Origin of the sequence: Lysobacter enzymogenes, assembly GCF_023617245.1 — a bacterium.
Lineage (GTDB): Bacteria > Pseudomonadota > Gammaproteobacteria > Xanthomonadales > Xanthomonadaceae > Lysobacter > Lysobacter yananisis.
This window is the reverse complement of record NZ_CP067396.1, coordinates 801,544-814,361: the sequence shown is the minus strand read 5'-3', so window position 1 is coordinate 814,361 and position 12,818 is coordinate 801,544. Positions and strand designations below refer to the sequence as shown.

The window sequence follows — 12,818 nt, the reverse complement described above, 5'->3', positions numbered from 1 at the left end:
CCGCGCTCACTCCACCCCGGGCAACGCATACTCGAACCGATAGAAGTGCGCCCCGCCCTCGCGGATATCGATCTTCATCCGCCCGCTCAAGCCTTCCAGTTCGCCGCTGCCCGAATCGGGCACCACCACGATCGTCAGCTCGGCCTGACCGCGATTCATCAGTCCGCTGTGCAGCAGCAGGAAGCTGCCGCGACGGCCGTCGAGCGCGCCGTCCACTTTCTCCAGCGCAACGTAGCCGGCCGAGCCCGGCACCGCGGTCGTCGCCGCCAGCATCTCGCCGCGGCTGTCGGCCTGGAGCGCGCCCTCGAAGCGCTTGTCCAGCGCCATCCGCCCGAACATGCCCTCGGCGGCCGCGTGCAGCGGCTGCGGGCTCAACTTGACCTGGAACGGACCTTCGACCTGCGGCATGGCGGCGGCTTCCGAAATAGCGGCGGCGCCACGGCAGCGCGGCCCGGGATGAGCTGCACGGACAGTGACAGCGACCGCGCATGCTAATCCGATTCGCGCCGCGCCGGTTGCGCCGCACTTGCGCGCCCGCCGGGCGCAGTGCGGCAACTTGCCGCAGCCGCCGGCGCGGCCGCTCGCCTAGCATCTGCGGCGGCCGCAACGCGGCGCCTGCTGCGTCCCGCGCTGCCCCGCTTCCCGTTCCTCGCGCTGCGACGCGCCGGCGGCGCGCGCCGCCCTCCCCTCCTCCCGCGCGCCGCCGACGCCGCGCCCGAGCCGTCCCGCGCCTCGCCATGCCGACCCATCGCCTGTCTTCTTCATCGTTCTTGCGCGCCGCGGCGCTCGCGCTCGCGGCCGCCGCGCTGCCGGCGCCGGACGCGCACGCCGAACCGATCGGTTCGCGGCCGGCCGACGCCGAACCAACGCACAGCGTCCGCGCCGGTTCCGACCAAGCCGTGGACCTCGACGCCGTGCGGGTGCAGGCCGAACGCCGCGACGCGCGCGCCGCGTCGGTCGCCAGCGCCAGCCGGCTCGGCCTGGATCCGGCCGAGATTCCGGCCACCCTCGACCTGCTCGACGCCGAAGCGATCCAGGCGCGCGGCCTGCGCGACAGCGTCGAAATCCTGCGCGCCATGCCCGGGGTGATGGCCGGCAACCTGCCCGGCCAGCCCGGCGTCGCCTCGATGCGCGGTTTCGCGTCCGGCGCGGTGTCGTACCTGTTCGATGGCGTGCGCCTGACCAGTTCGGGGTTTTCCGCGCGCAACTGGGACAGCTTCCAGTTCGAGCGGGTGGAAGTGCTCAAGGGCCCCGCGTCGGTGCTGTACGGCGAAGGCGTGCTCGCCGGCGCGATCAATTTCGTCCCCAAGAGCGCGCAGTTGGACGAGCGCGGCGGCGAGCTGCTGCTCGGCTACGGCAGCCACGGCAGCGCCCGCCTCGGCCTGGACCGCAACGCGCCGCTGAGCGACACCGTGGCGGTGCGCGGCGTGCTCAGCGCCAACCGCAGCGACGGCTACATCGACGACACCGCCTCGCAGGCGCAGGCCTTCGGCGGCTCGCTGCTGTGGCAGCCCGACCCGCGCCTGAGCCTGCGCGCGGCGCTGGACTACCAGCGCGACGACTTCGACACCGCCTACTTCGGCGCGCCGCTGGTGCCGGCCGAGGTCGCCGCCGATCCCAGCGCGCTGGTCGACAACGCGCTGGGGCTGGTGGTGGACAAGGCCGCGCGCGACCGCAACTACAACGTCCGCGACGGCCGCATGGATTCGCGCTCGTGGTGGCTGCGCACGCGCCTGGACTATCGCTTGAACGACGCCTGGAACCTCAGCAACGAGGCCAGCGTCTACGATGCGCGCCGGCGCTGGGACAACAGCGAAGACTTCGCTTACGACGCCGCCAGCGGCCGGCTGCAGCGCAGCGCCGCGCGCATCCACCACGAGCAGCGGGTGTGGAACCAGCGCCTGAGCCTGCGCCACGAGGGCCGCGTGGGCGGCCGCCGTCACCTGTTCGCGGCCGGTTTCGAATACAGCGACACCGACTTCTTCAACCTGCGCCGCTTCGGCAACGCCGGCTCGGTCGATCTGCTGGCGCACGAACGCGGCGCGCTGCCGCCCGACAACCCGCTCGACTACGGCGACGGCCGCAACGATTTCAGCACCCGGGCGAAAGTCGCCGCGGTGTTCGCCGAGGACGCGCTCAACCTCACCGAACGCTGGCTGCTGGTGGCCGGTCTGCGCCATGAGCGGATCGAACTGCGGCGCCGCAACCTCGATCTCGACAGCGGCCTGCGCAGCGGCTTCGGCCGCGAGTTCTCGCCGACGTCGTGGCGCCTGGGCAGCGTGTTCGAACTGCGCCCGCGGACCCAGCTCTACGCCCAGTACAGCAGCGCGGTGCTGCCGGTCAGTTCGTTCCTGACCATCAACCAGCGCAACAACGCGTTCGACCTCAGCCACGGCGAATCGTTGGAAGTCGGCCTGCGCAGCGAACTGTTCGACCAGCGCCTGCGCCTGACCGCGGCCGCCTACAAACTGCGCCAGGACGACATCCTCACCCGCGACCCGCTGCAGCCGCAGATCAGCGTGCAGGACGGGCGCCAGTCCGCGCAGGGCGTGGAATTGTCGCTGAGCGCGCAGGCCGCGCCGCGCCTGCGCATCGACGCCAGCGCCGCGCTGCTGTCCTCGCGCTTCGACCGCCTGCGCGAGGCCGGCGGCGCCGACCGCAGCGGCAACCGCCCGTCGAACGTGCCCGAACGCACCGCCAGCGTCGATGCCTGGTATCGCCTCGACGGCCTGCCGCTGAGCTTTCATCTCGGCCTGCGCCACGTCGGCGATTTCTACACCGACAACGCCAACCAGTTCCGGGTGCGCGCGCATACCGTCGCCGACGCGGCGGTGGACTGGAACGGCGCCAGCGGCCGTTACACCCTGCGCGTGCGCAACCTCGCCGACGCGTTCTACGCCGACTGGTCCGGCTACAGCGCGCGCCAGGTCTACCTGGGCGCGCCGCGCAGCGTCGAACTGACCTACACCCGCGCGTTCCGATGAGCGCGACGGCGCGCCAGCGCGGGTTCTACCGCAGCGTGTGGCGCTGGCATTTCTATGCCGGCCTGCTGGTCATGCCGCTGTTGCTGATGCTGGCGCTGACCGGCGCGGTGTATCTGTTCCACGACGAGATCGAAGACGCGCTGCACGCGCCGCTGCGCTTCGCGCCGCAACGGCGCGCCGACCTGCCGCTGTCGCAGCTGATCGACGCGGCGCGCGCGGCCTACCCGGGCGCCGTCGCCCGCATCGACCTGCCGTCCGATCCGCGCCGCACCGCGCAGGTGTTCGTGACGCCCGCGCAGGGCGAACCGCTGCGCGTGTTCGTCGATCCCGGCAGCGCGCGCGTGCACGGCGCCTTCGTCTACACCCGCACCCTGGTGGGTTTCGCCGACACCATGCACGGCTCGCTGATGCTCGGCCGGTTCGGCGACGCGCTGGTGGAACTGGCCGCGTGCTGGGCCCTGCTGCTGGTCGCCACCGGCGCCTACCTGTGGTGGCCGCGCGGACGCGGATGGCGCGACGCGCTGTGGCCGCGCTGGCGCGCGCGCGGCCGCGCGTTCTGGCGCAGCCTGCATGCCAGCGTCGGCGCCTGGACCGCGGCGCTGATCGTGTTCCTGGTGTTGACCGGCCTACCCTGGGCCGGGGTGTGGGGCGAGTTGCTGCGCGCCGGTTTGCAGCCGCTGGGATGGGGCTATCCGGCCGAACATCGCCACCATGCCGCGCCAGCGCCGCGCGTAGGCGCGGCGGTCGCCGATGCGCCGTGGACGTTGCGCGACGCGCCGCTGCCGGCCTCGCACGCGCAGCATCGCGGCCACCACGGCGGGGCGCGCGACGTCGGCATCGACGCGGTCGCCCGCACGCTGGCCGCGAACGGGCTGCGCGGCGACTACCGGTTGTCGCTGCCGCGCGGCGCGGACGGCGTCTACACCGCGGTGGTCTATCCCGACCGGCCGCAAGGGCAGCGTACCGTGCACGTGGATCGCTACAGCGGCGCGGTGGCCGGCGACACCGGCTTCGCCGACTACGGCCTGGGCGCGCAGGCGGTGGAACTCGGCGTGCAACTGCACATGGGCCGTTACTTCGGCCGCGCCAACCAGCTGCTCATGCTGCTGCCGTGCATCGGCATCGTCGTGTTGAGCGCGAGCGGCGCATGGATGTGGTGGCGACGGCGGCCGCGCGGCCGCCTCGGCGCACCGCCGGCGCCCGCGCCGGCGCGGCTGCGCACGGTGGCGTGGATCGCGCTCGGTTGCGGGATCGCGTTTCCGCTGCTGGGCGCGTCGCTGTTGCTGGTGTATGCGCTGGATCGCCTGCTGATCGCGCGGGTGCCGCGCTGGGCGGCGTTCGTGCATTGAGCCGCGTGGGTGTGGGATGGGCTTCGGACCTGGGGCTCGGGTTTCGGATCGCGGCGACCGCGGCGCGGGGCATCGGGCCTGAAGGCCCTCCCACAACAGCGCTGGCTTGGGCAGAAGCGATGAGATCCGCCACAAAACGACATCGCCGCTCGCGCGGCGATGTCGTCCCCTGCCGATGCTTCGTCCGCGCATGGCGATAAAAGCGACTACCGGCCCCGGTCCAGCGCACCGGAGCCGGTAGCGCCACCCGTCCGGCGGCGCTGATGCTTCCGGCCCGTGCTTACGGCGTACGGGCCGAAGCCTCGTCGCACCAGGTCGTCGGCTGGGTCACCGCGCCCGACGGAGGGACGGATCGCGGTGTCGCGGCGGCCAGCCGCGTCGCCGGACGACGCGGCTTGGCCTTGCTGCCGGTGCCGCGCGAGGCGACACGCTTGCTCTTGGAGATCGGGCGCGCGCCGCCGTGCTTGGCCTTGGCGAGCGGGCGCGCCGGCGCGGCCTTCGCCGCCGGACGCAGCTTGCACTGGCCGAAACCGGCGCTGCCACTACCAACCTTCGCATCCGCGGCCGTGGCCGCTGCGCCGCCGCCGGCCGCGGCCAGGGCGCCGGCGCGCGAAGGATCCGACGGCGTCGCGGACGCGGCGTTCGTGCTCGCCGCATTGGAGCCGGCCGTATTGGAGCCTGCTGCATTGGAGCCGGCCGTCGCCGACCCGGCCGCCAGCGCCGCGCCCGCCACGGCGGCCGCGCCGCGCGTCGAACCCGAGCCCGAACCGGCGCCCGGCGCCGAAGCCGCCGCCGGATCGGCTGCAGCGGCCGCACCCGCTGCAGCCGCACCCGCCGCGCTCGCCGCGCTCGCCGCCTTCGTCGACGCACTCGAACCCGAACTCGAACCCGCCGCCGCGGCGCCCGGCGCGGACGCGCCCTGCGCCGCCCACCCGGCCGCCGTCGGCGTCGCCATCGGCGCCGCGCGCGCCGCCGCCATCGCCGGCGTCGCGCCCCAGCCCAAACGCAAGCCGAGGTTGAGCGAATGCGCGCGATCGTCGCTGCCGAGGTCGCCGCGATATTCCAGGAAACCGCTGCTCGCCGGTCCCATCCGGTACTGCAGGCCCAGGCCCACGTTCCAGCGATTGCGCTCGGCGGCGAAACCGGTGGTGGCGAAACCCGGCACGCTGGCGCCGGCGAAGGCGTTGCGCGCGTACGGGCGGTCGTCCTGCAGGTCGTGCAGGTAACGGATGTCCGCGGTCGGGCTCCACTTGCGCGCGCCGTTGCCGGGCGCGCCGGAGAAGCGCACGCCGACGCCGGCGGTGGTGGTGTCGTAGCTGGCCACCGACACCAGCAGGTCGGCGTCGCCGGCGCCGCGCTCGCGGAAGCTCACCGACTCGACCTTGTTGTAGTACACGCCCAGCAACGGCTCGATGCGCACGCTGGCGCCGTCCCAGCGCCAGCCGGCTTCGAGCATCGCGTACGCGCCGTCGTTGCTGAAGTGCGCCTGGGTGCGGCGGTTGTACACGCCCACCGCGATCTCGCGCTCGGCGTCGAAACTGCCGTAGCTGTAGCCGGCCGCGCCCTGGGTCCAGAACGCGCCGGGCGCGTACAGCCAGTGGATGCCGACGTTGAACAGGTCGCCGTCGACCTTGTCGTCGCGGCGGTCGGTTTCCATCTTCGAATGGGCCATGCCGATATGCCCGCCGAAGCGGAAATGAGCGCCGGGCGAGCCTTCCAGGCCGATCGCCAGGCCGCCGACGGTGTTGTCGATGCCGGCCAGGCGCTCGCCGTCGAACTCGGCGCGGCCGCCGTAGGCGGTGGCCCACAACGTGCCCAGCGTGCTTTCCTCGTCGACGCCGTTGTCGCGCGCCAGGTCCAGCTGGCGCGCCACGCTGCGCTGCAGTTGCTCGGCGTTGTAGCGCTGGGCGCTGGCGATGGAGGCGTAGGTTTCGCCGTTGAGGGTGTCGAACGCGCGCGGCGCCTGCGCCGCGCTGAGGCCGCGCGCGGCGGCGATCAAGGTCGGCAACTGGCCGCTGTTGCGGTCGGCGATGGCCTGCAGGGCGTTGGCCACGGCCTGCTGGTTGGCGCTCAACCCGGGGAACTGGTTGAAGCGGATGCCGGTGCCGCCGGCGTCGTGTTCGCTCAAGCGCAGGAACACGTCGTTGCCCTGCACGAACAAGGCCGCGTCGAGGAACGGCAGCGCTGTCTGGCTGACGCCGGTGAAGGCGCCGCTGAGCGAGGACGCGTCGAGGATGCGGTAGTCGGTGACCGGCGCGTAGCTGCCGGCCTGCGGGATCGCCACCACCTGGCCGCCGTTGATCGCCGCGTTGCCGGCGACCACGACGCTGTCGGTGGCGCCGCCGCCGTTCTGGCGCACTTGCAAAGTCGCGCCGGGATTGACCGTCAGGCTGGCGACGTTCAGCGACGCGCCGACCGCGCCGGTGCCCGCGGCCGCGCCGCTGGCGCCGGCGAGGCCCGACGGCGCGAGCGTGCCGCCGAGCGTCAACGCGCCGGCCAGCGCGCCATCGCCGATCAAGGCGCCGCCCGCGGCGACCGAGGCGTTGCCGCCGAGGTTGCCGTCGAGCACCAGAGTGCCGCCGATGCTGGAATCGGCGAACGCGCCGCTGGCGCCGCCGGGCAACACCAGGGTGCCGCCGGGCGCGAGCGAGAGATTCTCGAACCCGCTCAGGCCCGCCGCCGGCAGGACGCCGTCGCCGCTGCCGTTGACCGCGAACGTATCGCTGCCGGCGCCGGCGTTGATCGCGCCGGTGAGGCCGGCGAGGTTGGCCAGGCTGGAGGTCAGCGAATCGTTGCCGGCGCCGAGGTTGACCGCGCCGGCGACCGCGCCGGTCACGGTCAGCGCGTCCGCGCCGCCGCTGAAGTTGGCGGTGGTGCCGGCGGCCGACGCCAGGCCCGCGGTGATCGCGTTGGCGACGTTGAGCGTGCCGCCCTGGATCGACAGTCCGCCGCTGAAGCCCACCACCTGCCCGTTGAGGCCGAGCGCGCCGCTGCCGTTCTTGACCAGGGTGCCGCTGCCGGACACGGTGCCGTTGAAGTCCAGGCTGTTGTTGCCGTTCAAGTTCAACGCGCTGCCGGCGGCGAGATTGACCGCGTTGGCCAGCGCGAGCCCCGGCAGCGCCGAGGTCAGCGCGGCGTTGCCGCCGATGTTGAGCGCGCCGGTGCCGAGCGCGGCGTTGTTGCCCAGGCTCAGCGTGCCGGCGTTGAGGTTCACCCCGCCGGCGAAGGTGTTGGCTGCGCTCAGCGCGAGCGTGCCGCTGCCGTTGAAGCCGAGGCTGCCGGCGCCGTCGATGACCCCGCCCAGGCTCAGGTCGTTGCCGCCGCCGATGCCGAGCTGCGCGCCGGCGCCGAGGGTGACGGCGTTGCCGAGCGCGATGCCCGGCGCGATCGCGCTGAGGCCGGCGCTGCCGCCGACGTTGAGCGCGCCGGTGCCCAGCGCGGTGTTGCTGCCGACGCCGAGCGAACCGGCGTTGAGCGCGACGCCGCCGCCGAAATTGTTGGCGCCGCCGAGGTTCAAGGCGCCGCTGCCGTTCATCGCCAGCCCGCCGCTGCCGCCGATGCTGCCGCCCAGCGCGAGGTCGTTGCCGCCGGTGACGCCGAGCACGACGCCGGCGCCCAGGTTGACCGCGTTGCCCAGGTTCACCCCGGCCGCGCTGGCGCTGAGGTTGGCGCTGCCGCCGACGTTGAGCGCGCCGGTGCCGAGCGCGGTGCTGGTGCCGACGCCGAGGGTGCCGCCGCCGAGCGCGACGCCGCCGCCGAAGCTGTTGGCGCCGCCCAGGGTCAGGGTCGAGGGGCCGTTGAAGCTGATCCCGCCGCTGCCGCCGATGGCGCCGTTCAAGCCGAGGTTGGCGCCGCCGCCGATGGCGAGCGCGGCGTTGAGGTCGATGGCGTTGCCCAGGTTCGCGGCCGCGCCGGCGTTGAGCGTCGCCGCGCCGTTGACGCCGAGCGTGCCGGTGCCCAGCGCGGTGTCGCTGCCGACGTTGAGCGTGCCGGCCTGCAGGTTCAGGCCGCCGCCGAAGCTGTTGTTGCCGTTGAGGGTCAAGGCGCCGGCGCCGGTCTTGATCAGCGCGCCGCCGCCGTCGATGGCGCCGCCCAGGGTCAGGTCGGCCGCACCGCCGAGGCTGAGCGCCGCGCCGGCACCGAGGTTGACCGCATTGCCGAGGTTCAGCGCCGCGCCGGTGCTGGCGAGGCTGGCGTTGCCGGTGACCGCGAGCGTGCCGGTGCCGAGCGAGGCGCTGCCGCCGAGCAGCAGGTTGCCGGCACCGAGCGCGACGCCGCCGCCGAAGCTGTTGTTGCCGGTCAGGGTGAAATCGCCGGCGCCGTTGATCGACAAACCACCGCCGCCGCCGATGTCGCCGCCGAGGTTGAGCGCGTTGGCGCCGGTAAGCCCGAGCACCGCGCCCGCGCCGAGATCGATGTTGTTGCCCAGCGCGATGCCGGGCGCGCCCGCGGTGAGCCCGGCGCTGGCGCCGACGCTGAGCGTGCCGCTGCCGAGCGCCAGATTGTTGCCGACGCTGAGCGTGCCGCCGCCGAGCGCGACGCCGCCGCCGAAGGTGTTGGCGCCGTTGAGCGCGAGCGTGCCGGTGCCGTTGAAGCCGAGCCCGCCGCCGCCGCCGATCGTGCCGCCGAGCGCCAGGTCGTTGCCGCCGCCGATGGCGAGCGTGGCGCCGGTACCGAGGTTGACCGCATTGCCCAGCGCGATGCCCGGCGCGGTCGCGGTCAGCGCCGCGTTCGCGCCGACGTTGAGCGCGCCGGTGCCGAGCGCGAGGTTGTTGCCGACGCCGAGCGTGCCGGCGTTGAGCGCGACGCCGCCGCCGAAGTTGTTGGCGCCGCCGAGGGTCAGGGTGCCGCCGCCGTTCATCGCCAGGCCGCCGGCGCCGCCGATGGTGCCGCCCAGGCTCAGGCTGTTGCCGCCGCCGATGCCGAGGGTGGCGCCGGCGCCGAGATTGACCGCGTTGCCTAGCGCGACGCCGGGCAGGCCCGCGCTGAGGCTGGCGCTGCCGCCGACGTTGAGCGCGCCGGTGCCCAGCGCGGTGTTGCTGCCGACGCTGAGCGAACCGCCGCCCAGCGCGAGGCCGCCGCCGAAGTTGTTGTTGCCGTTCAAGCTCAGCGTCGCCGGGCCGTTGAAGCTCAGCCCGCCGCTGCCGCCGATGGCGCCGTTCAAGCCCAGGTCGACGCCGCCGCCGAGGCTCAGCCCGGCGTTGAGGTTGATCGCGTTGCCCAGGTTCATCGCCGCGCCGGCGTTGAGCGAGGCCGCGCCGTCCACCGACAGCGCGCCGATGCCCAGCGCCGAAGCGTTGCCGAGCGACAACGTGCCGGACTGCAGGCTCACGCCGCCGGTGAAACCGTTGACGCCGTTCAAGGCCAGGGTGCCGGCGCCGGTCTTGACCAGCGAACCGCCGCCGTTGATGCCGCCGCCGAGGCTGAGATTCGCCGCGCCGCCGACGGTAAGCCCCACGCCGCTGCCGAGGTTGATCGCGTTGCCCAGGTTCAAGGCCGCGCCGGTGCTGGCCAGCGAGGCGTTGCCGCCGACGTTGAGCGCGCCGGCGCCGAGCGAGGTGTCGGTACCCAGCAACAGGTTGCCCGCGGCGAGGTTCACGCCGCCGCCGAACGTGTTCGCGCCGCCGAGGGTGAAGGTGCCGGCGCCGTTGATCGACAAACCGCCGCCGCCCCCGATGGCGCCGCCGAGCCCGAGCGAATTGGCGCCGCCCAGGCCCAGCGTCGCGCCCGCGCCGAGGGTGACGCCGTTGCCCAGGTTGATGCCCGGCACGCCGGCGTTGAGGTTGGCGTTGCCGGCGACGTTGAGCCCGCCGAGGCCGAGCGCGAGATTGTTGCCGACGCTGAGCGTGCCGCCGGCGAGGTTGACCCCGCCGCCGAAGTTGTTGGCGCCGTTGAGCGCGAGCGTGCCGGTGCCGTTGTAGCTGAGCCCGCCGCCGCCGCTGACGATCCCGCCCAGGGCGATGTTGTTGCCGCCGCCGATGCCGAGCCCGGCGTTGAGCACCACCGCGTTGCCGAGGTTCACCCCGGCGTTGGCGTTGAGCGTGGCCGCGCCGTTGACGGTCAGCGCGCCGAGCCCGAGCGAAGTGTTGGTGCCGACGGTCAGGCCGCCGCCGAGCAGGTTGAACCCGCCGGCGAAGTTGTTGGCGCCGCCGAGGGTGAGGTTGCCGGCGCCGTTCTTGGTCAGCCCGCCGAGCCCGTTGATGGTGCCGTTGAGGGCGAGGTTGCTGGCGCCGCCGATCGACAGGCCGGCATTGAGGTTGAAGTTGTTGGCCAGGCCGACCCCGGCGTTGGACGCCAGCGAGCCGGCGCCGCTGACGGTGACCGCGCCGGTGCCCAGGGCGAGATTGTTGCCGACGGTCAGCGCGCCGCCGCCGAGGTTGAAGCCGCCGGCGAAATTGTTGGCGCCGTTGAGCGTCAGCCCCGGCACGCCGGCCATGCTGATCCCGCCGGCGCCGCTGATGGTGCCGTTGAGGGTCAGCGCGCCGCCGCCGGCGCCGAAGTTCAAGGTGTTGTTGAGGACGACGTTGTTGCCCAGCGCGACTCCGGCCGCGCCGGTGAGGCTGACGGCGCCGTTGACGGTGAGCGCGCCGGCGCCGATCGCGCCGCTGTTGCCCAGATGCAGCGAGCCTGCTTGCAGGATGGTGCCGCCGGTGTAGTTGTTGGCTCCGGTCAGGGCGAGATTGCCGCTGGCCAGGGTCAGCGAACCGGCGCCGTTGATGTTGCCGCCCAGGGTCAGGGTGCCGGCGCCGTTGAGGGTCAGCGCGCCGTTGAGCTGCACCTGGTTGGTGAGCGTGCCGGTGAACGCGGTATTGAGCTGGGCCGGGCCGCCGACCAGGAACAGGCCGGTGCCGAGCGAGTTGGCCGTGCCCAGGGTCAGGCCGCCGCCGTTGAGGGCGAGGCCGCCGTTGAAGTTGTTGTTGCCGGCCAGGGTCAGCGTGCCGGCGCCGTTCTTGATCAGCCCGCCGGCGCCGCTGACGGTGCCGCCGAGGGTGAGGTTGTTGCCGCCCTGTACGATCAGCCCGCCGGTGAGGTTGACGTTCTGGCCCAGGGTCAGGCCGCCGACCGCAGCCTGGATCGCGCCGCCGTTGCCGGTCAGCGTGCCGGTGCCGAACGACAGCGCGTTGTCGAAGATCGCGGTGCCGCCGTTGAGCGTGGCGCTGCCGCTGACCACCGCGCCCTGCAGGGTCCAGGTGCCGCTGTTGAGGGTCAGGTTCTCGAAGTTGAGGTACTGCAGCGCCGAGATCGTGCCGGCGCCGCCGTTGCCCGAGCCCGGTCCGGCGGCGGTGTTCTGCAGCACCAGGGTGTCGCTGCCGCCGATGCCGGCGTCGACCGTGCCGCCGGCGGCGTAGGTCAGGAAGCTCGGCGGGATCGACAGCGTCGGGATCGTCACGCCCGGCAGCGGCACCAGGCCGCCGTTGACGCTCGAACCGGTCACCGCGACGAAGGTGTCGTTGCTCAGCGTGGTGCCGAGCGAGACGCTGCCGTTGATGGTGCCGACGTTGACGAAGGTGTTGCCGCCGGCGGTCGGGCTGGAGAACGCGACCCGCCCGGTGATGGTGCCGGTGTTGGTGAAGTTGACGTTGCCGCCGCCGTAGATGCCGACCGCGATCGAGTTGATCGGATCGAACAGGCCCAGCGCGCTCATGCCGATGGTGCCGGAGTTGGTGATCGTGGTGGTGCCGGTGTTGGCCACCACCATCGCCGAACCGCCGAGGCCGAAGGTGCCGTCGAAGGTGCCTTCGATCAGACCCTGGTTGTCGATCACGACGTTGCCGGCTGCGGGCACGACGGTATTGCCGACCATCAGCCCGCGCGCCAGCACCAGCGAACCGAAGGCGTTGGCGTCGATCGCGCCGAGGTTGGTGAGGTTCAGGCCGTTGCCGCCGAAGGTCATCGCGGCGCCGCCCGGCAACGTGCTCATGATCGCGCCGCTCTGCACGGTCGCGTTGAGGTTGTTGGCGTTGCTCAGGAACGAATTCGGATTCGGCGGCAGCAGGATCGGCACGCCGGTGCAGCTGACCGTGGCGCCATCGGTCGGCACCGCCGGCGTGCACGCCGCGGCGGCGCTGCCGCTGTAGAACTGCAGGACCAGCAACAGCGGGATCGCCTGGGCGACGCCGAGGCTGAGCGGATGGAAGCGAAGACGACGTTGCGCGCGAGCGGACATGACCGATCCTCCGTTTATTCCGAGCTGCTGGTTCCGATCTGCTGGTTGCATGCCTGCAGTACGGATCGCACGGGCGGATGCCGGAACGGGCGGACTAGCGAAGGACGAGGGCCTTCGCGATCTGCGTCGTCGCGCTCGTGCCGGCGATGGACCGGGCTGCAGGTTTCCCGGTGCATCCGACTGCGACCGAACCGCTATCGACAGCGTTGCGGAGCGTTCGGCTCCGGTAGGGGCGAAACAACGAAAACGCTTGGATCGCGTGAACGAACGGCCGCAGTGTATGAGCAGAAAAATTCCGTAAAACTCACTCTCGCTCAC

At 72.9% G+C, this 12,818-nt stretch carries 4 protein-coding genes and 2 pseudogenes; 3 read left to right on the top strand and 3 right to left on the bottom strand.

The genetic code is table 11. The annotated features are described in order from the left end of the window. Positions 1-6 precede the first annotated feature (6 nt). The gene (locus JHW41_RS03405) at positions 7-408 is read right to left on the bottom strand and encodes a DUF3224 domain-containing protein (RefSeq protein WP_250449037.1); all 402 of its coding nucleotides are present in this window, start codon (positions 406-408) and stop codon (positions 7-9) included. 329 nt (positions 409-737) lie between these two features. Between JHW41_RS03405 and JHW41_RS03400 the strand changes: the two genes are divergently transcribed. Then, entirely contained in the window at positions 738-2,984 is a 2,247-nt protein-coding gene (locus JHW41_RS03400) for a TonB-dependent receptor (protein WP_250449036.1), read from the top strand. After that, the gene (locus JHW41_RS03395; RefSeq protein ID WP_250449035.1) at positions 2,981-4,333 is read left to right on the top strand and encodes a PepSY-associated TM helix domain-containing protein; all 1,353 of its coding nucleotides are present in this window, start codon (positions 2,981-2,983) and stop codon (positions 4,331-4,333) included. The genes JHW41_RS03400 and JHW41_RS03395 overlap by 4 nt, the downstream gene beginning before the upstream one ends. Before the next feature lie 13 nt (positions 4,334-4,346). Here the strand turns inward: JHW41_RS03395 and JHW41_RS26285 are convergent. Further along, a pseudogene (locus JHW41_RS26285) lies at positions 4,347-4,427 on the bottom strand (DUF6053 domain-containing protein); the annotation flags it as partial. On the opposite strand from JHW41_RS26285, the pseudogene JHW41_RS26280 reads away from it, so the two are divergent. Continuing rightward, positions 4,393-4,533, top strand: a pseudogene (locus tag JHW41_RS26280) (DUF6053 domain-containing protein); the annotation flags it as partial. The pseudogenes JHW41_RS26285 and JHW41_RS26280 overlap by 35 nt on opposite strands. An 80-nt stretch (positions 4,534-4,613) precedes the next feature. Here JHW41_RS26280 and JHW41_RS03390 read toward each other — a convergent pair. Next, positions 4,614-12,500 carry an autotransporter outer membrane beta-barrel domain-containing protein gene (locus JHW41_RS03390; RefSeq protein WP_250449034.1) on the bottom strand — a complete coding sequence of 2,629 codons (7,887 nt, stop codon included), beginning with the start codon at positions 12,498-12,500 and terminating at the stop codon, positions 4,614-4,616. Positions 12,501-12,818: the final 318 nt, after the last annotated feature.